A 24,722-nucleotide genomic window follows, 5' to 3' on the forward strand; every position below is an offset into this window, starting at 1 on the left:
GCCATCATTCAAAATTTGACGCCAATCCGCTGGCTCAAAAACACCGCAGAACCCTTGTGGGAGCGGGCTTGCTCGCGAAAGCGGCGGGTCAGTTCATACACAGTTGACTGCCCCACCGTTTTCGCGAGCAAGCCCGCTCCCACACAAGCCCGTACACCAGCCAGAGCGGTGTTTACTTCTTGTCGCTCAGCTGCATTTGGCCATCCCAGCCACCGCCCAGTGCAGCGATCAGTTGCACACTGGCAACCAGCCGGGTTTGCAGCAGGGTCAGCACCGTACGCTCGTTGCTCAGGGCGGTGGCTTGCACGGTGACCACATCGAGATAGGCGATCAACCCGGCCTTGTACTGGTTCTGGGTCAGGCGCAGGGATTCCCGGGCCGCTTCGAGGGCCTCGTTACTCACGACAGCCTCGTCTTCCAGGACCTTGAGCTGGACCATGTAGTTTTCCACCTCGCGGAAACCGTCGAGTACGGTCTGGCGGTACTTGGCCACGGTTTCATCGTAGGACGCCTCGGCGCGGTCAACTTCGGCCGAACGCTGGCCCCCGTCGAACAGGGTCATGGCGAGTTTCGGCCCCACCGACCAGAAGCGGTTCGGCAGGCTGATCCAGTCGGCGTAGGTGCTGCTGGAGTAGCCGCCGGCCAGGCTCAGGGTCAGGTCCGGGTAGTAAGCGGTCTTGGCCACGCCGATGTTGGCGTTGGCCGCGATCACCGAGCGCTCCGCCTGAGCGATATCCGGGCGGCGCTCCAGCAGTTGCGACGGCAGGCTCACCGGAATCTGCGGCAGCGCCGGAATGTCCTTGCTCACCGCCAGGTTGAAGTTGGCCGGCGGCACACCGATCAGCACGGCAATTGCGTTTTCCAGCTGCGCCCGCTGCCAGATCAGGTCGATCATGCTGGCCTGGGTGCTTTTCAGCTGGGTCTGGGCCTGGGCGATGGCGTCCTTGCCCGAGACACCGGCGCGGTATTGGTTCTGGGTCATCTGCAGGGAGCGCTGGTAGGTGTCCACCGTGGCCTGCAGCAAACGGGTCTGTTCGTCCATGACCCGCAGTTGCAGGTAATCCTGCACCAGTTCCGATTGCTGGCTCAGGCGCATCGCCGCAAGATCCGCCGCGCTGGCTTCGGCGCTGGCTTCATTGGCTTCCAGGCCCCGGCGCAGTTTGCCCCAGATATCGGCTTCCCAGCTCACGCCCAACTGGGTGTTGAGGGTGTCGCGAATACCGCTGCTGGAGCTGCTGAGGCTGGCGTTACTGCTGCCGGTACCCTGGCTGGCCCGGCTTTTCGAGGCACTCAGGTCAACCGTGGGGAAGAACGCCCCACGGGCACTGCGCACCTGCGAGGCGGCCTGGCGATAACGCGCCTCGGCCTGGGCCACGGTCTGGTTGGAGCTGTTGAGTTTTTCTACCAGCTCATTCAGTTGTTTGTCGCCGTACAGCTCCCACCAGGCGCCCCGGGCCAGCGAGTCGCTGGGCGCGGCCTGGCGCCAGCCCTGGGCCTCTTTGTACTGGGCCGGCTCGGTCAATTCGGGGCGTTTGTAGTCCGGGCCGACGGCGCAGGCGCTGAGCATGACGCCGCACAGGGCCAGGCTCAGCAGCTTTGAGCCGCGAGTCATCGCCAGACGTTGCACGGTGGGAAACGTTGAATCGGTCATAGCGCAGTGTCCAGGGCAGCATCGGTACGCACTCCGCGCCAACCGTTGAAACGGTGGCGCAGGCGGTCGAGATAAAGGTAAACCACAGGCGTGGTGTAGAGGGTCAGGATCTGGCTGAACACCAGCCCGCCGATAATCGTCAGGCCCAGAGGCTGGCGCATTTCCGCGCCTTCGGCCGTGCTGAGCAGCAGCGGCACGGCGCCAAGAATCGCCGCCAGCGTGGTCATCAGGATCGGGCGCAGCCGCACCAGGCAAGCGGCGCGGATCGATTCCAGCGGGCTCATGCCGTCCTTGCGTTCCAGTTGCAGCGCAAGGTCGATCATCAGGATCGCGTTTTTCTTCACCACCCCGATCAGCAGGAACAGCCCCAGCAGCGAGATCAGGCTGAACTCGCCCCCCAGCAGGTAAATCGAAAGCAAGGCGCCCACCCCCGCCGACGGCAAGGTCGACAGAATGGTCAGCGGGTGGATATAGCTCTCATACAGAATCCCCAATACCAGGTACACCGCTACCAGTGCACCGAGGATCATGAACGGCTGGCCTTTCTGGGTAGCGGCGAAGGCGTCGGCCGTACCGGCCATCTTCGCGATCACCTCTTCCGGCAGGCCGACCTTGGCAATCGCCCGCTCAATGGCGGCCGTGCCCTGCTCCACCGTAACGCCGGGCGACATATCAAAGGCAATGTTTTCCGAGGCGAACTGGCCTTCATGGCTGACCCGGTCGTCCGCCAGGCTGTTCTCATAGTGAGCGATGGCCGACAGCGGCACGCGCGCACCGGTGGACGTGATCACCTGCATCTGATTGAGGGTGATCGGGTCCTGGGCGTACTTCGGATTGACCTCCATCACCACCTGGTACTGGTTGAGGCTGTCGTAGATGGTGGAAATCTGCCGCTGACTGTAGGCGTTGTTGAGCACGGCAGTGACCATGTCCATGTCAATGCCCAGGCGCTTGGCCTGGTCGCGGTCGACAATCAACGTCACCTGGGCCGCGCCGCGCCCTTCACGGGCATCGATGGCGGTCAGCTCCGGCAGCTCACGCAACGCGGCAACCACTTTCGGGTACCACAGGCGCAAGGCCGCCAGGTCACCGCTTTGCAGGATGTAGGAATACTGCGAGGTGGTCTGGTCGCGGCCGCCGCCGAATTGCAGGTCCTGATCAGCCATCAGCATCAGGCGCCCGCCGGGCACCAGTGGCACATTCTTGCGCATGCGCTCGATCACCGCCTGGGCAGAAATCTTGCGTTCGCTGATGGGCTTGAGCCGCACCAGCATCACCGCGTTGTTGGTGCCGCTGTTGCCGCCAATAAAGCCTGCCACGCTCAACACCGCGGGGTCCTGCAGGACGGCCTTGCGGAAGATTTCCATCTTCGGCTGCATCACACTGAATGACAGCCCGTCGTCGCCACGCACAAAGCCGATCAGTTGCCCGGTGTCCTGCTGGGGCATGAAGGTTTTCGGCACCACCACATACAGCGCGACGTTGACTCCGATGGTCACCAACAGGCTGAGCAGCGTCAGGCGCTTGTGGCGCAGCACCCAGTCCAGGCTGCGGGCGTAGCCTGCCACCATGCGGTCGTTGATCTTCTGGCTCCAGCGCTGCAAGCCTGTTTCCTGGCCTTTGACATGGGGCTTGAGCCAGCGGGCGCAGAGCATCGGGGTAAGGGTCAGCGACACCACCAGCGAGACGATGATCGCCGCTGCGAGGGTGATGGAAAACTCGCGGAACAGGCTGGTAACGATACCGCCCATGAACAGGATCGAGAGGAACACCGCCACCAGCGAGACGTTCATCGACAGCAAGGTGAAGCCGACTTCCTGGGCCCCCAGGTACGCCGCCTTCATCGGCGGCACACCCTCGTCGATGTGCCGGGAAATGTTCTCCAGCACCACGATGGCATCGTCCACCACCAGGCCGGTGGCGAGGATCAGCGCCATCAGCGACAGGTTGTTCAGGGAAAAGCCGAACAGGTACATCACTGCAAACGTGCCCACCAGCGACACCGGCACCGCCAGGGTGGGAATCAGCGAGGCGCGGAAGTTGCCGAGGAACAGGTACACCACCAGGATCACCAGGGCCACGGCAATCAGCAGGGTCATCTCGGCTTCGTGCAAGGTGGCGGTGATCACCGGCGAACGGTCCATGGCCAGGTTCAGCTTGACGCTGGACGGCAACACCGCCTGCAAGGCCGGCAGTTGTGCCTTGATCTGCTTCACCGTCTCGATGATGTTGGCGCCGGACTGGCGGTTGATCACCAGCAGCACCGCCGAGTCATTGTTGAAGAAGCCGCTGTTGTAGCGGTCCTCGACGCCGTCGCTGATCTTCGCCACATCCCCCAGGCGCAAGGCCGCGCCATTCTGGTAGCGGATCAGCAGCGGTTCATAGTCCTTGGCCTTTTCCAACTGGTCGTTGGCCTGGATCTGCCAGTTGCGCTGGCTGTCCTCCAGCGAACCCTTGGGCCGGCGCACGTTGGCATTGGCGATGGTATTACGCACATCGTCCAGGGCCACTCCGTACTGGTCGAGGGCCTTGGGTTCCAGTTCGATACGCACGGCGGGCAAGGAGCTGCCGCCGATCTGCACTTCACCCACGCCCGGCACCTGGGACAGGCTCTGGGACAGGATGGTCGAGGCCAGGTCGTACAGCTGGCCCTTGGGCAACACGTCCGAAGTCAGGGACAGCACCATGATGGGCGCCTGGGACGGGTTGATCTTCTTGTAGGTGGGCATGCTGCGCATGCCACTGGGCAGCAGGTTACGCGAGGCGTTGATCGCCGCTTGCACTTCCCGCGCCGCGCCGTTGATGTCGCGATTGGAGTCGAACGCCAGGATCACCCGGGTCGAACCCTGGCTCGACGAACTGCTCATGGTGGTAATGCCGGCAATCGCGCCGAAGGAGCGCTCCAGCGGCGTGGCCACCGTAGACGCCATCACCTCGGGGCTGGCCCCCGGCAAGCTGGCCGACACCACGATCACCGGGAAATCGATCTGCGGCAATGGCGACACCGGCAACAGGTTGAAGCTGACGCCGCCCAGCAGCATGATCGCCAGGCTCAGCAGCATGGTGGCTACCGGCCGGCGAATGAAAGGTCCGGACAGGTTCATGACTCAACCGGCTCCAGGCGCACCGGCTCTTTGCGCCAGCGACGGCCGAGGCGGTCGAAATACAGGTAGATCACCGGGGTGGTAAACAGGGTCAACACCTGGCTCACCAGCAACCCGCCCACCATCACCAGGCCCAGCGGCTGGCGCAACTCGGCGCCGGAGCCGGTGGCGAGCATCAACGGCACGGCACCGAACAGCGCCGCCAGGGTGGTCATCAGGATCGGCCGGAAGCGCAACAGCGCCGCCTGGTAGATCGCGGTTTGCGGGTCCAGGCCCTGGTTGCGCTCAGCGTCGAGGGCAAAGTCGATCATCATGATCGCGTTCTTCTTCACGATGCCGATCAGCAGGATGATGCCGATGATCGCGATCATCCCCAGGTCGTTGCCACTGAGCAGCAAGGCCAGCAAGGCGCCCACCGCTGCCGACGGCAGGGTCGAGAGGATGGTGATCGGGTGGATGTAGCTCTCGTAGAGCACCCCGAGCACGATGTACATGGTCACCACCGCCGCCAGGATCAGCAGCAAGGTACTCGACAGCGAAGCCTCGAATGCCTGGGCCGCGCCCTGGAACTGGGTCTGCACGCCCACCGGCATGCCGATGTCTTTCTGGGTCTGGTTGATCAGGTCGACGCCCTTGCCCAGCGCCACGCCGGGGGCCAGGTTGAACGACATCATCACCGCCGGGAACTGACCGATATGCGCGATTGCCAACTGGGCCTGGCGCTGTTCCACATGGGCCAGGCTCGACAGCCGCACCTGGCCACCGTCGGTGGTTTTCACATGGATCTGGTTCAGGGCGTCCGGGCCGAGGGTTTCACCGGACTGGGCCTGCAATACCACGCGGTACTGGCTGGCCTGGGTGTAGATGGTGGATATCTGCCGCTGGCCGAACGCGTCGTACAGCGCGTCGGTGATGGTCGACACCGACACACCAAGGCGCGATGCGGCGTCACGGTCGATCACCAGGTACACCTGCAGGCCCTTGTCCTGCAGGTCGCTGGCGACGTCGGAGAGTTCCGGCAACTGGCTGAGGGCGTGTACCAGCTTTTCACTCCACAAGGCCAGCAGCTCGGCGTCCGGCGAGGACATGCTGAACTGGTACTGGGTACGGCTGACGCGGTCTTCGATGGTCAGGTCCTGCACCGGCTGCATGAACAGGCGAATCCCCACCAGCTTGTCCAACTGCGGCTGCAGGCGCGTGATGATCTGCGCCGCGCTCAGGTCCCGTTCGCCGTGGGGCTTGAGGTTGATCAGCAGGCGACCACTGTTGAGGGTGGCGTTATCACCGTCTACCCCGATATAGGACGACAGGCTCTCCACCGCCGGGTCTTCGAGGATGATCTTCGCCAGTTCCTGCTGGCGCTGGCTCATCGCCGCAAAGGAAATCGACTGTGGCGCTTCGGAAATGCCCTGGATCACGCCGGTGTCCTGCACCGGGAAGAAGCCCTTGGGCACCACCATGTACAACGCCACGGTCAGGCCCAGGGTGGCGATGGCCACCAGCAGGGTCAGCGGCTGATGCTTGAGCACCCACTGCAACTTGCGCCCGTAGGCCTCGATCAGCCAGTCGATCCAGGCGCCGCTGGCCTTGTAGAAACGGCCCTGCTCGTCCTCTTTCGGCTCACGCTTGAGCAACCGCGCGCACATCATCGGCGTCAGGGTCAGGGACACCACCAGGGAAATCAGGATCGCCACCGCCAGGGTGATCGCGAATTCACGGAACAGCCGCCCCACCACGTCCGCCATGAACAGCAGCGGGATCAATACCGCGATCAGCGACAGGGTCAGGGAAATCAGGGTGAAGCCGATCTGCTTGGCGCCCTTGAGCGCCGCATTGAGCGGTGTATCGCCTTCCTCGATGTAGCGGGAAATGTTCTCCAGCATCACGATGGCGTCGTCCACCACAAAACCGGTGGCGATGGTCAGCGCCATCAGCGTCAGGTTGTTGATGGAGAAACCGGCGAGGTACATCACGCCGAAGGTGCCCACCAGGGACAGCGGCACGGCGATGGACGGAATAATGGTCGCGCTGAAGCGGCGCAGGAACAGGAACGTCACCATCACCACCAGGGCAATGGCGATCAGCAATTCGTGCTGTACATCCTTGACCGAGGCCCGGATGGTCTGGGTACGGTCGGTAAGCACCGTCACGTCCAGGCCCGCCGGCAGGTTGTCGGTGATGCTTGGCAACAGCGCCTTGATGCGGTCCACCACCTCGATGACGTTGGCCCCGGGCTGGCGCTGGATGTTCAGCAGGACCGCCTGGTTTTCGTTGGCCCAGGCCGCGAGGCGTTCGTTCTCGGCGCCGTCGACGATCTGCGCCACATCCTTGAGCCGCAACGGCGCGCCGTTGTTGTAGGCGAGGATCAGTTCGGCGTATTCCTTGGGCGAGACCAACTGGTCGTTGGCGTCGAGCATCGACACCCGCGTGGGGCCGTCAAAGTTACCCTTGGGCTGGTTGACGTTGGAGGCGGCGATCAGGGTGCGCACGTCCGACAGGTTCAGGCCGTTGGCCGCCAGGGCCTCGGGGTTGACCTTGATCCGCACCGCCTGGCGCTGGCCGCCGGCGATGCTGACCATGCCGACGCCGCTGATCTGCGCGATCTTCTGCGCCATGCGCGTGTCGACCAGGTCATTGAGCTTGGGCAGCAACATGGTCTTGGAGGTGATGGCCAGGGTCAGCACCGGGGTATCCGCCGGGTTGACCTTGTTGTACACCGGCGGCGCCGGCAGGTCCTTGGGCAGCAGGTTGGTGGCGGCGTTGATCGCGGCCTGCACCTGTTGCTCGGCGACATCCATGTTGATGTCGAGGTTGAAACGCAGGGTCAGCACCGAGGCGCCGCCGGAGCTGGTGGACGCCATCTGGGTCAGGCCGGGCATCTGCCCGAACTGACGCTCAAGGGGCGCCGTGACCGCGCTGGTCATTACGTCCGGACTGGCGCCGGGGTACAGGGTCATCACCCGGATGGTCGGGTAATCCACCTGGGGCAAGGCCGAGACCGGCAGCAGGCGATAAGCGATCACGCCGGCCAGGACAATGGCCAGCATGCTCAGGGTAGTGGCTACCGGGCGAAGGATGAACAGCCGCGAGAGGTTCATGCGCCGCCCTTTTGCGCCTTGGCGGCATCAGCCGGGCCTTGTTGCGTCTTGGCTGCCGGTTGACCCTGGAGGTGTTCGGTCGGCGTGGTCGGCACTTCAGTGCTGTCGTTGACCACTTCAATGTCACTGCCGTCCTTCAGGCGGTCGGTGCCTTCCAGCACCACACGGTCGCCGGCGGCCAGGCCTTGCTTGACCACGGTGTTGTCGCCGTCGGAATCACCGATTACCAGCGGACGCACCTTGACCTTCTTGTCGCCATCGAGCACGTAGACGAAGGTGCCGGTATTGCCGAACTGAATCGCCGCCGACGGCGCCAGCACCACGTTGTGCAGGGTGTCGGCCAGCAAGTGCACGTTCACGAACTGGTTGGGGAACAGCGCCTGGTCCTTGTTATCGAACCGCGCCTTGAATTTCAGGGTGCCGGTGGTGACGTCGATCTGGTTATCGAGGCTCTGCAGCACCCCCGTGGCTTTCACCGCGACATCGCCACGGTCCCAGGCTTCCACCGGCAGCTTGTTGCCGGCGTGATAACGCGCCAGCACGGTTTCCAGGGTGTTTTCCGGCAACGTGAAGACCACGCTGATGGGTTGGGTCTGGGTGATCACCGCCAGGAAGGTGGTGTCGTTGGCGGCGACGAGGTTGCCCACGTCCACCTGGCGCAGGCCGACACGCCCGGTAATCGGTGCGCGGATCTTGGTGAATTCGAGGTTGAGCTTGGCGTCATCCACCGCGCCCTGGTTGGTCTTGACCGTGCCCTGGTACTGCAACACCAGCGCTTCGGCGGTGTCCAGGGTCTGCTTGGCGATACTGTCCTGGGCATACAGGTCGCGATAACGCTGCACGTCGACCTGGGCGTTTTTCAGCTGGGCCTGGTTCTGCAGCAACGTGCCCTGGGCCTGGAGCAACGCATTCTGGTAACTGCGCGGGTCGATTTCCGCCAGCAGGTCACCGGCCTTGACCATCTGCCCCTCTTCAAAAGCGATCTTGACCAGCTCTCCGCCAACCCGGCTGCGCACATTGATGGTGTTGAGTGCCGTCACCGTACCCAGCGCCTTGTAGTACACCGGGAATTCGCCCAGCACCGCCGGCGCCACACGCACCGGCACCGGGCCAGTAGAACCCCCAAAGCCCGGGCGCATCATCCCCGACTTGCCGGCATGCCCGGCGGGCTTCTTCTCGGCGCTGTCCTTGTGGCTGGTGCCAGGCCAGAACTTCCAGCACAGGCCGGCAATGACCAGCAGCACGAGCAGGCCGAACAGCCAGCGGCGGGAGTGACGAGGGGTGGATTGCATGGAGTGATCAACCATTGGGTGCGAGAGCTTCTTCTTCGGGAGGCTGAAAGATAAGCACTGGGGCGCGTTAAGAAAAGCGCCTTTACCGGCTATTTACCTTGGATTACAACTTTTAACTTCTGTGCTTAGTCCATTCGCTATCTGGCTAAGCATCTGAAGCACAAATAAAAACGGCCTGGACTAGGCCAGGCCGTAATACTGCATCACGCGTGTTACTGCAAAACGACAGTAATGCGTAGTAACAGTTACTTCAAAACAGCCAGGGCTGCCTCGTAGTTCGGCTCTTGGCCGATTTCGCTGACCAGTTCGCTGTGCAGCACGTTGTCGTTCTCGTCCAGTACCACGACGGCACGGGCGGTCAGGCCTTTGAGCGGGCCATCAGCAATCGCAACACCGTAGTCGACAGCAAAGGCTGCCTCACGGAAGTCCGACAGGTTCTTCACGTTTTCCAGGCCTTCGGCACCGCAGAAACGCGCCTGGGCAAATGGCAGGTCGGTGGAAATGCACAACACTACGGTGTTGTTCACGTCGTTGACCTGGGCGTTGAACTTGCGAACCGAAGTGGCGCAGGTCGGGGTATCAACGCTTGGGAAAATGTTCAGCACTTTGCGCTTGCCGGCGAAAGTCGCCAGGGTCGCGTCAGACAGGTCGCCGGCAGTCAGGGTGAAGTCTGGCGCCTTGGCGCCGACTTTCGGCAAATCGCCTTCGACCTGGACAGGGTTGCCTCGGAGGGTAACTTGAGCCATGAACGGAATCCTTCTAGTGGTGGTAGTGAAACGAATTTCAGGTGCCGAAGTTAAACACAAAGTTCGATTGGCACCTATGGGCGGACGCAAATTGTCATGGTGCGAGGCTCAACGCCCCGCCGCCACGAACCCGCGCTGCAGATCCTCGATCAACGCCTCCACATCCTCCAGCCCCACATGCAGGCGCACCACCGGGTTCAATCCACGGTCGGCGGCGCTCTGGCGATCCTGTGTATCGGCCAGGGTCACCAGGCTTTCAAAGCCGCCCCAGGATGCGCCCAGGCCAAACAGCTGCAGGCCGTCGATAAACCGTTCGACGTAGCCGGCATCCGCGCGGTCGAGTTCGAAGGACAGCAAACCGTTGCTCCCGCTGAAGTCACGCTTCCACAGCGCGTGGCCAGGATGCTCCGCCAGTGCCGGATGAAACACCCGCCTGACCTGCGGCTGCGCCTGCAACCACTGGGCAATCTTCAACGCCTGGCGCTCGTGCACGTCCAGCCGGGAAGCCAGGGTGCGTGCGCCACGCAGGATCAGGTAGGCATCGTCGGCACTCACTGCATTGCCAAAGGTATCGCTCATTTTCGCCAGGGCCGGCCATGCCGCTTCGGTGGTGCAGACGCTGCCCATCATCACGTCACTGTGGCCGCCAAGGTACTTGGTCAAGGCCATGATCGAGATGTCGGCACCCAGCGCCAGCGGGCGGTACAGGTACGCCGAGCCCCAGGTGTTGTCCACCGCCAACAGAATGCCCCGCGGCTTGCACAGTGCGGCTAGCGCGGGCAGGTCACACAGCTCATACAGCAGCGAACCCGGCACTTCGGCGTAGACCATTTTGGTGTTGGCCTGCAGTTGCGCTTCCAGGCCACTGCCGTCCGGGGCGAAATAGCTGACTTCGATGCCGAATGGCTGGAGGAACTCCCGGGCCAGTTTGCGCACCGGCGAATAGACGGCGTCGGTGATCAACACATGGTCGCCGGGCCGCAGGTAGGCCAGGAACGTCTGCGCCGCGGCGGCGAGCCCGGTGCCATACAGCCGTGTGCGATAGCCACCCTCAAGTTCGGTGACCAGGTCTTCAAGGGCAAAAGCGGTGGGATTGCCGCGTGCGCCGTAACTCAGGACCCGCTCACTGTCGCGTCGGGAGCGCGCGTCACGCATCTGGGCCAGGTTGTCGAACAGCACGGTGCTCAGGCGGGTGATCGGTACGTTCACCGCCCGACCACCATTGCCGCCTTCGGTACGCGCCGCGTGAATCAGCCGGGTACGCACCCGTGACGCGGGCAACAACGGCTTGAGACTGGCGATTTCCGCTTCGCTCATCTGTGCCAACAGGCCAATTTCCCAGGCGAGATATTGGCGGGCAGCGTCCTTGTTGCCGCTGTGGCGGTCGTGGGTGAAGAACAGGAAGTCGATGCACTGGTTGTCCGGAGGCGTTTGCGCATCCTCGATCACCGGCAAACCGGCCGCAACCCACGCGGAATAGCCGCCGTCGAGCAAACGCACATCGCCGCCCAAGCCCAACGCAGCAAAAGCGGCCAGTGCCGGATCATCAGCCAGCAGCACCAGTGGACGCCCACCAGCGGTCAACCGCGAACGAATCGACCAGCGCGAACCGACAATCCGGCCCTTGCGATGGATCATGCTCGGGCGCAGGTCCACCAGGTCCACGGTGTCGTCCTTCAGCGCATCGGCCAGCGCCTGCACCGAGATCAGCGGCAGCGCGTCAAAGGGCACGGCCTCCTTGGCCTCCAGCGCCAATCCACTGTGGACGCCACCCTCCAGCACATACGCCTCATGCCCCAACTGCCGCAGCCAACTGGCGACAATCGGCGCACGCACACCATCACTGTCCAGCAGCACCACCCGTGCCTGACGCACGCCGATGTACAGGTCGGTGGACTGGATCAATTGCCCGCCCGGCGTGTGTTGCGCCCCCGGCAAACTGCCGGCGGCAAATTCTTCAGCGGTACGCACATCGCACAGGAACAGGCTACGGGCCGGGTCCGTTGCCCATTGGCGAACCTGCTCCGCCTTGACACTGACTACCCCTGCCCGCTCCGCCAATTGCCGGGCAGCCGCGCGCTGTCGGGCCAGATCCGTCGAGACCTGGTCGGCATAACGCCGGGTGCTGCCGTGCTCCAGCTTGAAATCCGCCAGGTACCAACCCTGGGTACCGTTTTCCAATGCATAAACCGGGTTCTTCACACCCAGATTGATCAACGTCTGGGCACCGATAATGCTGCGGGTACGCCCGGCGCAGTTGACCACGATCGGCGTGGTTTCATCCGGCACCAGGTCGTGCACGCGGTAGCCCAGCTCACCATTGGGGCAGCAGATGGAACCGGGAATGGTCATCTTGCGGTATTCATCGAACGGCCGACCGTCCAGCACCACCAGCGGCTCGCCCGTGGCCTGCCAGTCCGCCAGTTGCTGCGCGGTGACGTGGGGCGTGTGGCTGGCCTCTTCCACCAATTCGCCAAAGGCTTTCGACGGCACATGCACCCCGGCGAACAACTGCAAACCCGCCGCCTGCCAAGCGTTCGCACCACCTTCCAGCACATGCACATGGCGGTAGCCCAGCGCTTGTAAACGCAGTGCCGTGCGCGCAGCCACATCGCCGCCGTCCTGGTCGTAGATCACCAGGCGCACCCGGGGATTCGGTGCCAGGCGCTGCACCTCCAGTTCCAGGCGGCTATAGGGCAGGTTCACCCCGTGAAACAGGTGGGCCTCGCCGTATTGGCCGTGCTCGCGTACGTCGAACAGGGCGATTTCCTGGCCGTCAAACAGCCATTGTTGCAATTGCCCGGGTGTGATGGTCTGGCTCATGGAAGTCCCGCAAAAAATAGATGGGTTACTGCAAGGCCAGCGAACGCTCGCCGGCGGCCACTTCACGGCCCTTGGCATAGGCCCGCTGGACTGCCGGGCGCGCCTTGATGCGCAGACGCCAGGCCTGGATGTTCGGGTAGTCCGCCAGGTCCTGGCCTTGGCGCAGGGGCTGGATCCACGGGAAGATCGCCATGTCGGCCACCGAGTATTCGCCCGCCACATACGGCACCTCCGCCAGGCGCTGCTCCAGCACCCGATACAGGCGCGTGGCTTCGGCGTTCAGCAGGTCCAGGGCAAAGGGAATCGGTTCCGGGGCCTTCTCCTTGAACAGCTGCAACTGGCTCAGGTACGGGGTGATATGCCCTACCTGCCAGAACAGCCATTCCTGGACCTTCTGGCGCTCGGCGGTACCGGCGGGCGGCAGGAAGCGCCCGGCCTTGTCCGCCAGGTAGTTCAGGATCGCCCCGGACTCGAACAGGCTCAGGGGTGCTTCAAGGCGGTGGTCGACAATCGCCGGAATCCGCCCATTCGCACTGATGCGCTGGAAGCTTTCCTGCTTCTGCGCGCCTTCGCGGATGTTGACCGGAATCAGGCGGTACTCCGCCTCCAGCTCTTCCAGCAGGATGCCGACTTTCAGGCCGTTGCCCGTAGGCCAGTAATACAGATCAATCATAAAAAACCCTGGATGAACGCTGATCCAATTGTGGGAGCGGGCTTGCTCGCGAATGCGGTGGGTCAGAAACGCATTCATTGGCTGACACACCCCATTCGCGAGCAAGCCCGCTCCCACATTTGATGTGTGTTGTGCTCAGGAATAGGCCCGGATTGAAGGCGCCATCTGCGAGGCGTTGTAGTTGAGGATCCGGCCGTCTGCTTCAACGCCATAACGGCCATTGAGGGATTCCAGCGGCAAGCCGTACAGGTGGAAATGCAAGGTCGCCTGCTCACCCTCAACGCGAATCCCGTGCAGGTCTTCACCGAGGAACGAGATAGAGGTGCCCGGCTGCACGACGACTTCTTTCTCAAGGGTCAGGGTGGTGAAGCCTTCCTCACGCCCTTCATCGTTGCGGCCATACACGTAGTTGATTTCCTGGCCTTCAACGGCACTGATGATCGCCCAGGTTTCGTGGTTGTGCGGGAGGGTGCTTTTGCCCGGCAGCAACGAGTTCAGGTACAGGGTGGGCGTGTCGCCGTCGTCGTTCAGGCGATAGCGGAACGCGGTACTGCCCTGGCCCGGCACCGGCGCGGGGAATTCGCTGAAGTTGAACAGGTCCCGGCGCTCGGCCAGGGTTTCCAGCAGCCCGACGATTTCCACCAGGGCCGCGCGGTCTACGCCACGCTGGTTGATGACGCGGATCTGCTGCAGGAAGTCTTCGATAACGGCGGCACGGTTTGCGGTACTCATGACGAGGTTCCTCTTGTTAGACGGACAGGGTGTAGCGGCTCAGGTTGGTCAACAGGTACGGATCATTGGCGATCGGTGGCCGACGGCCGGGATCGCCCAAGGCATGGCGCAGGAATTCCTGGGTCCGTTCACTGGTGGGGCGCTGGAAGATCTGCTCGGCGCTGCCGTGCTCGACGATCACGCCGTTTTCGGTGAAATAGACGATGTCGCTGATCTCTTCGGCAAAGCGCATTTCGTGGGTCACCAGCACGCAGGTCATGCCTTCTTCGGTCAGCTCGCGAATCACCGTCAGTACTTCACCGACGGTTTCCGGGTCCAGGGCCGAGGTCACTTCATCGAACAGGATCAGCTCGGGGCGCATCGCCAACGCCCGGGCAATCGCCACCCGCTGCTGTTGGCCGCCGGACAATTGGCCCGGATAGGCATCGGCCTTGTGCTCCATGCGCACCTTGGCCAACAGCGCCCGGGCATCTTTCTCGGCATCGGCACGGTTGCGACCGAGCACCTTGCGCGGGGCGATCACCAGGTTTTCCAGCACGGACAAATGCGGGAACAGGTTGTATTGCTGGAATACAAAACCCACACGCTTGCGCAACTCGATGCGCTGGGCTTCCTGGGTCAGCGTATCGACCCGGGTTTCGCCCACGCGAATGGTGCCGCGCTGAGGCTGCAACAGGCCGGTGATGCAACGCAGGATGGTCGACTTGCCCGAGCCCGACGGGCCGATGATCGACACCGCCTGGCCGCGATGCACGTCGAGGTCGATGCCCTTGAGCACCCGGTTGTCACCGAACGACAGCTGCAAATCCCGCAGGCTGACCAGGGGTTCAATAGAAGGCATAACGGCGCTCCAGGCGTTGGGTCAAACGGGAAATCGGGTAGCAGTAGGCGAAGAACAGGACCAACAGGCTGAGGTAGATCACCACGGTAAAGCCGGTCATGTTCACGGTGTTGCTGGCGATCTGTGCGGTGTCGATCACGTCGTGCACGCCCACCAGCGACGCCAGGGCGGTGCCCATGGTGACCACCGCGTAGAGGTTCATCCACGGCGGCAACATGCGCTTGAAGCACTGGGGCAGGATGATCGAGCTGAATATCTGGCCGCGGGTGAATGCCAGTGAGCGCGCCGCTTCCCATTGGGTGCTGGGGATCGAGCCGATGGCGCCGCGAAAGATCTCCGCCACGTTGGCGCTGGCCGGCAATGCCAGGCCAATCGTCACCTTGACCCAGTCCGGGAACGACACGTAGCTGCTGCCGATATGGATCTCGAACGGGAACACGTAGGTGGTGAAATAGATCAGCACCAGCCACGGTGCATTGCGGAAAACCTGCACCCAGATCCGCGCGGGCAACCGCAGCAGGCGCAGGGGTGACAGGGCCAACGCGCCCACCATCAGGCCCAGCAGCGAACCAAGACCAATCGCCACCAGGCTGATCAGGATGTTCTGGCCGAAACCAGTCACCAGCGCCGGCGACCATTGCAGCAACGCCGACAGCACCGGGAATGAATCAATGGCCATAGCCGGGCATCCTCAGGCGCGCTTCCAGCCAGCGCCCCACACAATTGACGGTAAAACTCAGCAAGCCGAAAAAGCTCAGGATCAGAATCATCAGCTCCAGCACGTTGTCGCTCTGGGTCCAGATCATGATCGAGGCGTAGGTGATATCGCCCACGGCGATGGCCGAGGCCACGGCGGTCATTTTCACCAGGTCGATCAGGTTGTTGATCAGCGACGGCAGCGCGAAGCGCAGGGCCAACGGCAACTGCACATTCCACAGCAATTGCCGGCTGCTGAACGCCAGGGAGCTGGCGGCTTCCAGGGTCACGGCGGGCACCGCCTCGATGCCGGCGCGCAGGGCTTCGGCGTGGAACGCGCCCTTGTGCAGCGAAATCACGATCACCACCCAGGCAAACGGCGTCAGCGGGTTGGCCGCGCCGACGGCCTGGGTCAGCAGCATGTTCAACACCAGGAATGCGCAGTACAGCTGAACCAGCGTAGGCGTGTTGCGGGTCACTTCGATAAACACCCGCGCCGGCTTGGCCAGCCACGGATTGCCCGAAGTCAGCAGCGCCGCGAGGCTGATCCCCGCCAGCAAACTGCCGACGATGGTGAACACGCACAACAGCACGGTGGTCAGCGCGCCCTGCTCCAGGGTGCCGCGCTGATAGGCATCCAGCAGAAAGCTGTAGTTGAGGCCGATACCGGCGGCCCAGTGCACAAAAAGCTCCAGCCAATGACTCATTCGACGCCCCGCAGCTTGCCGCAGGCGACAGCGATACGGCGGCCGGCCTCGGCCACGCTGTCGGTCGCCGTGGCGATGGACAGGCGAAACCACGGCGACAGGCCGTAGGCACTGCCCGCTACTCCGGCGACGCCCTCCTCCAGCAAGTACGCGACGACATCGCCATCATCGTTCAGGCGCTGACCGTCCGGGCGATAGCGGCCAAGCAAACCGGCGCAACGCACGAACACGAAAAAGCCGCCCTGGGGTTCGAGTACTTCCAGGCCCTCGACGGTGCCGAGGGCCATCATCAACAGGTCCCGGCGCAGTTGATAGGCCGCTACCTGCTCGGCCAAAAAGCCCAGCCCGCCGGTGAATGCAGCCAATGCAGCAGCCTGGCCCACGGAGGAAGCACCGGAGGTGGATTGCGACTGAACAACCGCCATTGCATGGGTCAAGGCCTGCGGCCCGGCGCCGAAACCGATGCGCCAGCCGGTCATGGCGTAGGTCTTGGACACGCCGCCCACCAGCAGGCAACGGTCCTGCAAATCCGGCGCAACGTTCAGCAGGCTCTGGGCCGGGCGCCCGTCGAAGCGGATGTGTTCGTAGAGTTCATCCAGCAGCACCAGCACCTGGGGATGGCGACGCAGCACCTCGGCCAGCGCATGCAGTTCAGCCTCGCCATACAACGCACCGCTCGGGTTGCCCGGGCCGTTAAGGATCAGCCAGCGCGTGCGTTGATTGATGTGTTGCTCCAGCTGGGCGGGCAGCAGCTTGCAACCCTGCTCCAGCCCGCACTCGATAAAAACCGGCTCGCCACCGTTGAAGCGCACGCTGTCGGGGAACGACGGCCAGTAAGGCGTCGGCACCAGCACTTTGTCGCCGTCGTCGAGGGTTGCGGCGAAGGCGTTGAAAATGATTTGTTTCGCGCCGTTGGCGATCACGATATTCGGCAGCGAATAGTCCAAGTGGTTTTCTTCGGCCAGTTTTCGCTGCACGGCCACGCGCAAGGCTTTTACCCCGGGTGTCGGCGTGTACTTGGTGGCGCCCGCAGCAATGGCTGCGCAGGCGGCTTGCTTGATGTGCTCCGGGGTATCGAAATCCGGCTCGCCGGTGGTCAGGTCCAGGATGTCGCGACCGGCGTCACGCAGTTCCGTGGCGCGGGATTTGGCCGCCGCATTGGCCGACAGCGACACGCGCTGCACCCGCTTGGACAGGCGAACGGTCATGGCTGGACCTCCAGGACTTTGCCGGGATTGAGCAGGTTTTTCGGGTCGAGGGCCTGCTTGATGCGGCGCATCAGGTCCAGTTCCACCGGGCTTTTGTAGCGGCCCAGCAGGCCGACCTTGCGCTGGCCAATCCCGTGTTCGGCGCTGATGGAGCCGCCGTGGGCATGGGCGCTGTCGTGTACCAGCAAGCTCAATTCGGCGTAGTTGCGCATGTGCTCGTCAACCGTTGAATCCAGCGGATGGGCCACGTTGTAATGCAGGTTGCCGTCCCCCAGGTGCCCGAACGTGAAGTTGCGAACACCGGGGAAATGCGTCTGCAACAGCGCATCGGTATGGGCGACGAAGGCGACGATTTGCGAAATGGGCACCGAGATATCGTGCTTCATATTGCGTCCGGCACGCTTCTGCGCTTCGCTCATGTTCTCCCGCAGCAGCCATAGCGCTTCGCTTTGCGCCAGGCTTTCGGCGATCAGTGCGTCGGCCAGCAGTGCCTGTTCGAAGGCTTCACCGAGGACCGTTTCGAAGGCTTCGCGGGCGTGGGTTTCACCGTGGTTATCCGACAGCTCCAGCAAGGCAAACCAGGGTTGACTGGCGTTGAGAAATGGTTGCGGGCCCTCGGGAAATTGCTCGCGCAACAACGCCAGGCAATCGGCGCTGAGCAATTCGAATGCAGTGAGGTTTGCACCAAAACCGGCGCGGGCATGGGACAGGAACGCCACCGCCTGGGCCAACTCGTCAAACGCCAGCAGCGCTGTCGCCTGGGCCTTGGGCAGCGGGAACAGCTTCAGGGTCGCGGCGGTGATAATCCCGAGGGTACCTTCGCTGCCCACGTACAAATCCCGCAGGTCGTAGCCGGTGTTGTCCTTGCGCAACCCTCGCAGGCCATTCCAGATTTCGCCTTCGGCGGTCACCACTTCCAGGCCCAGGGTCAACTCGCGGGTGTTGCCATAACGCAGCACGGCGGTGCCGCCTGCATTGGTGCCAAGGTTGCCCCCGATGGTGCAACTGCCTTCGGCGCCCAGACTCAATGGAAACAGGCGATCGGCTTCACGGGCCACGTCCTGGATGTTTTGCAGGATGCAGCCGGCTTCGACGGTCAGGGTGTCGTTGTCGGTATCGATCACGCGCACCCGGGTCATGCGGTCGAGCAGCAACAATACCGCGCGGCCGCTGGCATCCGGTGTTGCACCCGCCATCAGGCCGGTGTTGCCGCCCTGGACCACGATGGGCGCTTCCAGGGCGACACACGCACGCACCACGGCGGCCACTTCCTCGGTGTTGGCCGGGTGCACCACGGCGATCACCTGGCCGGTGTAGCGGCCCTGTTTGTCGGTCAGGTACTGGGCGGCGTCTTCGCTGCGCTGCACATGGGCGGCGCCGAGCAGTTGTTGCAGGGTGGCGAATAGCGCTTCACTCATGGCTGTACTGCTCGTGCAGATCACGCAGGGCTTGGGACGGAGCCATGCCGGTACGTTCGCCGAGGGCGATCAACCAGCCGCTGCGATGCCAGTCGCGCACGATGGCGTCGAGCCTGGCCTGGGTGTCGTGTTCGCCTTTGCGGATCCAGATCACGGATTTGGACGGGATCAAATCCCCCGGCAACGGGATCTCGTAGCCGGACCATTCGGCATCGCCGAGCAGCGCGTGCATGGTCGGGCTGACGTGCACCGCCGCCACACAGCCATTGCCGCGCAACGACAGCAAAGATTCGGACTGGCTGCGGAACGCCTTGATCTGCGCGCCGTAGGTTTCCTGCAACGGCTTGATGAAGTTGCTGCCCTGGGACACGCACACCGGCTTGCCCTTGAGGTCGGCCCACTGGGTGATGCCGGCGCCTTTGCGGATCAACGCCGCGCCGCCGACCTCTTCATAGGGCGTGGGCACGTAGTCGAGAATCTCGGCGCGTTCGTCGGTGTACTGCATGTTGGCGATCAGCACGTCGACCTTGCCCTGTTGCAGGAACTGCACGCGGTTGGGCGCCAGTACCGAAACGGTCCTGGTCTCCACACCCAGCGCCTGGCCCAGGCCCTTGGCCAGTTCGACGTTGTAGCCCAGGTGTTCGCCGGTCTTGGGGTCGATGGTGCCAAACGGCGGACCGCTGAGGATCACGCCGACGCTGATGGCGTGGCGTTGCTGGATCTTGTCGAGGGTGGCGTCGGCGTGGACCAGGCTGGCGCACAGTGCCAGGGCCAAGGCAGTCAGGGTTCTCAATGTCATGTGTCAGGCGCCCTTGAACTGTTTCTGCAACTCCACCAGCGCCGGGGACGCCGGGGTGATGTGGTTGCGGGTCTGGGCTTCGATCAGCCAGCCGCTGCGGTGCAGGTCCTTGACGATGGGGTCGAGTTTGGCCTGGGTGTCGCTCTCGCCACGGCGGGTCCAGATTACCGATGGCGCCGGGTTCAGCTCGGGACTGAGGGTGCGGTAATCCTTCCATTCGGCGCTGTCGTTGATCAGCGGGTTGACCAGGGTGGAGTCATGCACCGCAGCGACGCAGTTGTTGCCGCGCAGGGCCAGCAGGGATTCCGAAGAGCTCTTGAAGGCCTTGATCTGCGCGCCCAGTTCGGTCAGCGGCTTGACGTAGCTGCTGCCCTGGGAGGTGCACACCGGCTGGTCCTTGAGATCTTCCCAGCGGGTGATCTTGCTGTCCTTGAGTACGGCAGCAGTGCCGCCGATCTTGTAGAACGGCGTCGGCACGAACCCGAGGATCTCGCCACGCTCGGCGGTCCATTCCATATTGGCGATCAGCAGGTCGACCTTGCCCTGTTGCAGGAACTGCACACGGTTGGCCGGCAATACCGGCACCAGCTGCACCTCGGCGCCCAACTGACGGCCCAGCTCGTTGGCCAGGTCGACGTTCAAGCCCCTGGGCTTCTGGGTGGTGGGGTCGATGCCGCCAAACGGCCCGCCAGACAGCAGCACGCCGACCACCAGCACATGGCGCTGCTGGATCTTGTCCAGGGTCGCATCGGCCTGAGCCACTGCGCTGCCGCCCAGGGCGATCAACGCGCCCAGGACCACAGGCAACCTTCGTTTTACCGCCGCGCGCACAAACCCCATGGAACTCCCCTCATTAGCGATCGGCGTACCCCGACCTGATGTGGGGGCATGCTAGGGAGAGTGCCGGGCTAACGGAAATTCAAATATCTAATATCGTTATAACTTCCCGTATATGGACGCGCTGACTTTTGGCCATATACTCGAATTCATTAGCCCTCGTAAAAACCCGGCGCGACAAAACATAAACATCTGTAATGTTTATCTTCGCACCCTTGATATAAAAACGCCCTGGAATGGCCATGTCGACCCTCGATCTTGAACTGCTCCGCACCTTTATCGCCGTGGTCGACCACCACAGCTTTGCCGAAGCCGGCACTCACCTGGCACGCACACAATCTTCCGTCACCCAGCATATGCAGCGCCTGGAACAACAAGTGGGCGTCAGCCTGTTTGAAAAACGTGGCCGGCAAAAACAACTGACAGAACCCGGGATGCAGCTGTTGCGGCATGCGCGGCAGATGCTCTCGCTGAATGACGATGCACTCAATTCCTTGCGGGAAAGCAGCCTCAGCGGCGTACTGCGCATCGGCTCGCCCCACGACATCGCCGACACCATCCTGCCGCCGATCCTCAGCCACATCGCCCGCTCGGCACCGCGCCTGCGCCTGGAGATCGACGTCGGGCGCAGCCCGTTCCTGATGGATGACCTGCACCGGGGCAAGGTCGACATGGTGATTTCCACCCGCGCCGATGCCAACCTGGAGGGTTTTGCGCTGCGCACCTCGCCGGTGTGGTGGATTTGTTCGGCGCAATACATTCACTCGCCAAGCGAGCCGCTGCCATTGATTCTGGTGGATGAGCCGAGCATTTATCGGCGCTACGCCCTTGAGGCGCTGGAACGGGCGAATATCCCGTGGCGCCAGGCGTACCTGGCATCGAACCTGATCGGGATCAAGGCGGCAACCCGCGCAGGGCTCGGCGTGACCCCACGGAGCATGGAGATGCTAGGGCCGGATATGCGGGTATTGGGGGAAAACGATGGATTGCCGAGGATGCCGGAGGTCACGTACTACCTGTGGATCCGTCCGAACACGGCGAACCCGATTGCGCGCAAGGCATATGACCTGATCAGGGCCAGCCAGGGGCTGGCGCTGGGGTAAAGGTTATTGCTGGGTCAATTGGGTCCACAGCGCGGGTGCGCCGGCAGACTTGGCGATCGCCTCGAGGCGCGCTGCATGCTCGGCCATGTCCTGCTCGCTGGCACGAATGATCGTAGTGGGCTGGCGATCCGCTGGCAGGCGGCGGATTTCCGAAGGACGATTGCCCGAGCCTTCCGCCGAACCATTGCCGTCCGAGGCATTACCGGCCAGGGACAGACTGGTCTGGCCACCGGTCATGGTGAGGTAGACGTCAGCGAGAATCTCGGAGTCGAGCAACGCGCCGTGGAGTTCACGGCCGGAGTTGTCGACGCCATAGCGTTTGCACAATGCGTCGAGGCTGTTGCGCTGGCCCGGGTGACGCTCACGCGCCATCATCAAGGTGTCGAGGATCGAGCAGTGCCGGGTAATATCAGCCCGGTCGGTCTGCCCCATCAGCGCGAATTCGTTGTTGATGAAGCCAACGTCGAACGCCGCGTTATGGATGATCAGTTGCGCGCCGTTGATGAACTCAAAGAACTCATCCGCCACTTCGGCAAACCGTGGCTTGCCCACCAGGAATTCGTTGGTGATGCCGTGGACGCCGATGGCGCCTTCGTCACTTTCCCGGTCCGGTTGCAGGTAGACGTGAAAGTGCCGGCCGGTGAGGCGGCGGCCCATCAGTTCGACACAGCCGATTTCAATGATCCGGTGGCCGTCGGTCACCGGCATGCCGGTGGTTTCGGTATCGAGTACAACAGATCGGATGGCCATCAGGGTTCAGCTCTCAACGGTTTGGTACATTTCAAGGGGCGGGATCTTAACACGTCAGACGGCATCAGCTCTGTTTGTAGCCGCGCACTTCATCCACACCGCGGTTGGCCAGTTGGTCGGCCCGCTCGTTGCCGGGATGGCCGATGTGCCCGCGCACCCATTTCCAGGTGATGTTGTGGCGATTGCATTGCTCATCGAGCAATTGCCACAGGTCGGCGTTTTTCACCGGCTCCTTGGCCGCAGTCTTCCAGCCGCGCTTCTTCCAGTTGACCATCCACTCGTTGATGCCCTTCATCACGTACTGGGAGTCGGTCACCAGCAATACGTCGCAACGGCGCTTGAGCTCTTCCAGGCCACGGATCGCGCCCATCAGTTCCATACGGTTGTTGGTGGTGTTGGCTTCGCCGCCCCACAGTTCCTTCTCCACGCCCTTGCACACCAGCAAGGCGCCCCATCCGCCGGGGCCGGGGTTGCCCTTGCAGGCGCCATCGGTGAAGAGTTCTACGGTATCGGTCATTTCACTGTCCATTAAAGCGGGATCCATCAAAGCGGGTTGCCGATAATCGACCGACAAGTGCCCGAGGTCGAGAGGCTCGACCTGAAATCAAAAAGGTATGTTTACTGTTCGCTCTGCTTGCGATTGACCTTGGCCATCGGCATCGGCACCAGCTTGCCCATCGGCTCGCGACGCACCTGGCGCACCGGGCGCAGGCCAACGACGATCTTGCGCGCCACCAACAGGTAGAAACCCCCGCCGGACAATTGCCAGGCACCGGCCCTGCGTTCCCAGCCGGCCAGCCGGCCTTGCCACTTGGCAGACGCAAGCGGCGGACGATAGCACCCGAAGCGGCGTTTCTCCAGCGCAAAGCCCAGCAGGTTCAACCAGTCGCCGACTCGCGACGGCGAGATGCAGCGCGCCTGGCGCAGCCCGTCATGGGCGAACACATGGCGCAAGCCCCAACTGCTCCAGGGGTTGATGCCAATGATCAGCAAATGGCCACCAGGGCGCACGCTGCTGGCCGCTTCGCGCAGCAAACCGTGGGGCGACAGGCAGAAATCCAGGCCATGCTGCATCACCACCACATCGGCCGCATGCTCGCTCAACGGCCAGGCCTGCTCCTCGCAGACGATTTCAACCCCCGGCAGCGGCGCCCCCAGGCGCACATTGCGTTGCACCTGGGGTGCCGACGGCGGGGTTTGTGCCGACGGCCCGTAATGCACCAGGTAACCACCAAAGAACCGACCCAGCTCGTCTTCGAGCATGCGCCGTTCTTCATCCAGTAAAAATTGCCCGACAGGCCCGGACAGCCATTCACGGGCGGCACCGATCAGTGCCAGCCACTCGGGATCGGCCTGGGCGAACGCTTTATCAGTCATTGCATTCTCCAACGCGCCAAGAAGCTCTAAGATGCACCAATGTGTTCAGCTTGGCGAATCAAAGAATGATACAGATCAGTGCCCTGCCCGCCTTCACCGATAACTACATCTGGTTGTTACAGGATCAGCCGAACAAGCGCTGCGCGGTGGTCGATCCCGGTGATGCCGCGCCCGTGCTGGCCTGGCTCCAGCAGCATCCCGAGTGGACCCTCAGCGACATCCTGGTGACTCACCATCACCATGATCATGTCGGCGGCGTCGAGCAACTTAAAAGTGTTTCAGGCGCCACGGTCTACGGCCCGGCAAATGAAAAGATCCCGGCGCGGGACGTGGCACTCCAGGATAACGACCGCATCAACGTGCTGGGTTGGGACTTCGAGGTGTTTGCCGTACCCGGCCATACCCTGGGGCACATCGCCTTTTATCACGAGGGCGTGCTGTTCTGTGGCGACACCCTCTTCGCCGCCGGTTGTGGCCGCCTGTTCGAAGGCACCCCGCAGCAAATGCACACCTCACTGGAACGCCTGGCGGCCTTGCCGGCCAACACGCTGGTGTACTGCACCCACGAATACACACAAAGTAACCTGAAATTCGCCCAGGCCGTGGAACCGCATAACGCGGATATCGCCGAACGGGTGGAGAACGTGCGGCAACTGCGGGCGAACGGCCAGATAACATTGCCTTCGACTTTGGCCCTGGAAAAACGCACCAACCCTTTTCTGCGGACCTCTGAAACATCCGTTAAAGAAAAAGCGGACGAACGGAATGGCCGCGATAACCGGGCCGGGAGTGAGGTGTTTGCTAGCTTGAGGTCGTGGAAAGATACGTTCTAAGCGCGCGGAATTTAGTACGTAATTTCTGAATGGT

20 protein-coding genes are annotated in these 24,722 nt (G+C 62.9%); 2 read left to right on the forward strand and 18 right to left on the reverse strand.

The window, feature by feature from the left end:
• Positions 1 to 172 precede the first annotated feature (172 nt).
• From A462_RS16440 to A462_RS16370, 15 genes are all read right to left on the reverse strand, one after another.
• The gene (locus A462_RS16440) at positions 173 to 1,651 is read right to left on the reverse strand and encodes an efflux transporter outer membrane subunit (RefSeq protein ID WP_003207503.1); all 1,479 of its coding nucleotides are present in this window, start codon (positions 1,649 to 1,651) and stop codon (positions 173 to 175) included.
• Positions 1,648 to 4,755, reverse strand: coding sequence for an efflux RND transporter permease subunit (locus A462_RS16435; protein ID WP_003207502.1), 3,108 nt, complete (start codon positions 4,753 to 4,755; stop codon positions 1,648 to 1,650). The genes A462_RS16440 and A462_RS16435 overlap by 4 nt, the downstream gene beginning before the upstream one ends.
• Positions 4,752 to 7,853 carry an MdtB/MuxB family multidrug efflux RND transporter permease subunit gene (locus A462_RS16430; RefSeq protein WP_008435181.1) on the reverse strand — a complete coding sequence of 1,034 codons (3,102 nt, stop codon included), beginning with the start codon at positions 7,851 to 7,853 and terminating at the stop codon, positions 4,752 to 4,754. The genes A462_RS16435 and A462_RS16430 overlap by 4 nt, the downstream gene beginning before the upstream one ends.
• Positions 7,850 to 9,160, reverse strand: coding sequence for an MdtA/MuxA family multidrug efflux RND transporter periplasmic adaptor subunit (locus A462_RS16425; RefSeq protein WP_003207498.1), 1,311 nt, complete (start codon positions 9,158 to 9,160; stop codon positions 7,850 to 7,852). The genes A462_RS16430 and A462_RS16425 overlap by 4 nt, the downstream gene beginning before the upstream one ends.
• Before the next feature lie 230 nt (positions 9,161 to 9,390).
• On the reverse strand, positions 9,391 to 9,891 hold the full coding sequence (tpx, locus tag A462_RS16420) for a thiol peroxidase (protein ID WP_003207496.1): 501 nt from the start codon (positions 9,889 to 9,891) through the stop codon (positions 9,391 to 9,393).
• Between the two features lie 108 nt (positions 9,892 to 9,999).
• The gene (gene metC, locus A462_RS16415; protein ID WP_008435183.1) at positions 10,000 to 12,714 is read right to left on the reverse strand and encodes a cystathionine beta-lyase; all 2,715 of its coding nucleotides are present in this window, start codon (positions 12,712 to 12,714) and stop codon (positions 10,000 to 10,002) included.
• A gap of 25 nt (positions 12,715 to 12,739) precedes the next feature.
• Positions 12,740 to 13,387: a glutathione S-transferase family protein gene (locus A462_RS16410; protein ID WP_032899376.1), complete on the reverse strand. Its 648-nt coding sequence runs from the start codon at positions 13,385 to 13,387 to the stop codon at positions 12,740 to 12,742.
• 135 nt (positions 13,388 to 13,522) lie between these two features.
• On the reverse strand, positions 13,523 to 14,119 hold the full coding sequence (locus A462_RS16405; protein WP_008435185.1) for a cysteine dioxygenase: 597 nt from the start codon (positions 14,117 to 14,119) through the stop codon (positions 13,523 to 13,525).
• Positions 14,120 to 14,135: 16 nt separating this feature from the next.
• Complete coding sequence (locus A462_RS16400; protein ID WP_003207489.1) at positions 14,136 to 14,960, reverse strand: amino acid ABC transporter ATP-binding protein; 825 nt, start codon at positions 14,958 to 14,960, stop codon at positions 14,136 to 14,138.
• Positions 14,947 to 15,639, reverse strand: coding sequence for an amino acid ABC transporter permease (locus tag A462_RS16395; RefSeq protein WP_003207487.1), 693 nt, complete (start codon positions 15,637 to 15,639; stop codon positions 14,947 to 14,949). Before A462_RS16395 ends, A462_RS16400 begins: the two co-directional genes overlap by 14 nt.
• Positions 15,629 to 16,363, reverse strand: coding sequence for an amino acid ABC transporter permease (locus tag A462_RS16390; RefSeq protein ID WP_008435186.1), 735 nt, complete (start codon positions 16,361 to 16,363; stop codon positions 15,629 to 15,631). The genes A462_RS16395 and A462_RS16390 overlap by 11 nt, the downstream gene beginning before the upstream one ends.
• Positions 16,360 to 17,571, reverse strand: a complete 1,212-nt coding sequence (locus tag A462_RS16385; RefSeq protein ID WP_008435188.1) for an aminotransferase class I/II-fold pyridoxal phosphate-dependent enzyme — start codon at positions 17,569 to 17,571, stop codon at positions 16,360 to 16,362. The genes A462_RS16390 and A462_RS16385 overlap by 4 nt, the downstream gene beginning before the upstream one ends.
• Entirely contained in the window at positions 17,568 to 18,989 is a 1,422-nt protein-coding gene (locus tag A462_RS16380) for an FAD-binding oxidoreductase (protein ID WP_008435190.1), read from the reverse strand. The genes A462_RS16385 and A462_RS16380 overlap by 4 nt, the downstream gene beginning before the upstream one ends.
• Complete coding sequence (locus A462_RS16375; RefSeq protein ID WP_008435192.1) at positions 18,982 to 19,788, reverse strand: transporter substrate-binding domain-containing protein; 807 nt, start codon at positions 19,786 to 19,788, stop codon at positions 18,982 to 18,984. Before A462_RS16375 ends, A462_RS16380 begins: the two co-directional genes overlap by 8 nt.
• 3 nt (positions 19,789 to 19,791) lie before the next feature.
• The gene (locus tag A462_RS16370) at positions 19,792 to 20,628 is read right to left on the reverse strand and encodes a transporter substrate-binding domain-containing protein (protein ID WP_008435195.1); all 837 of its coding nucleotides are present in this window, start codon (positions 20,626 to 20,628) and stop codon (positions 19,792 to 19,794) included.
• A gap of 239 nt (positions 20,629 to 20,867) precedes the next feature.
• Here A462_RS16370 and A462_RS16365 point away from each other — a divergent pair, with 239 nt between their 5' ends.
• A complete protein-coding gene (locus A462_RS16365) occupies positions 20,868 to 21,728 on the forward strand; it encodes a LysR substrate-binding domain-containing protein (RefSeq protein ID WP_003207477.1) in 861 nt (286 codons plus the stop codon).
• Positions 21,729 to 21,731: 3 nt separating this feature from the next.
• Here the strand turns inward: A462_RS16365 and dnaQ are convergent, their stop codons facing one another.
• From dnaQ to A462_RS16350, 3 genes are all read right to left on the reverse strand, one after another.
• Positions 21,732 to 22,472 carry a DNA polymerase III subunit epsilon gene (gene dnaQ, locus A462_RS16360; RefSeq protein WP_162835175.1) on the reverse strand — a complete coding sequence of 247 codons (741 nt, stop codon included), beginning with the start codon at positions 22,470 to 22,472 and terminating at the stop codon, positions 21,732 to 21,734.
• A 70-nt stretch (positions 22,473 to 22,542) separates the two neighbouring features.
• Positions 22,543 to 22,995, reverse strand: a complete 453-nt coding sequence (rnhA, locus tag A462_RS16355; protein WP_003207474.1) for a ribonuclease HI — start codon at positions 22,993 to 22,995, stop codon at positions 22,543 to 22,545.
• 101 nt (positions 22,996 to 23,096) lie between these two features.
• A complete protein-coding gene (locus A462_RS16350; RefSeq protein WP_008435200.1) occupies positions 23,097 to 23,855 on the reverse strand; it encodes a class I SAM-dependent methyltransferase in 759 nt (252 codons plus the stop codon).
• Positions 23,856 to 23,920: 65 nt separating this feature from the next.
• Between A462_RS16350 and gloB the strand changes: the two genes are divergently transcribed.
• Positions 23,921 to 24,688: a hydroxyacylglutathione hydrolase gene (gene gloB / locus A462_RS16345; RefSeq protein ID WP_003207471.1), complete on the forward strand. Its 768-nt coding sequence runs from the start codon at positions 23,921 to 23,923 to the stop codon at positions 24,686 to 24,688.
• The last annotated feature ends 34 nt before the right edge of the window (positions 24,689 to 24,722 follow it).

This window comes from Pseudomonas sp. Ag1 (assembly GCF_000278565.1).
Classification (GTDB): domain Bacteria; phylum Pseudomonadota; class Gammaproteobacteria; order Pseudomonadales; family Pseudomonadaceae; genus Aquipseudomonas.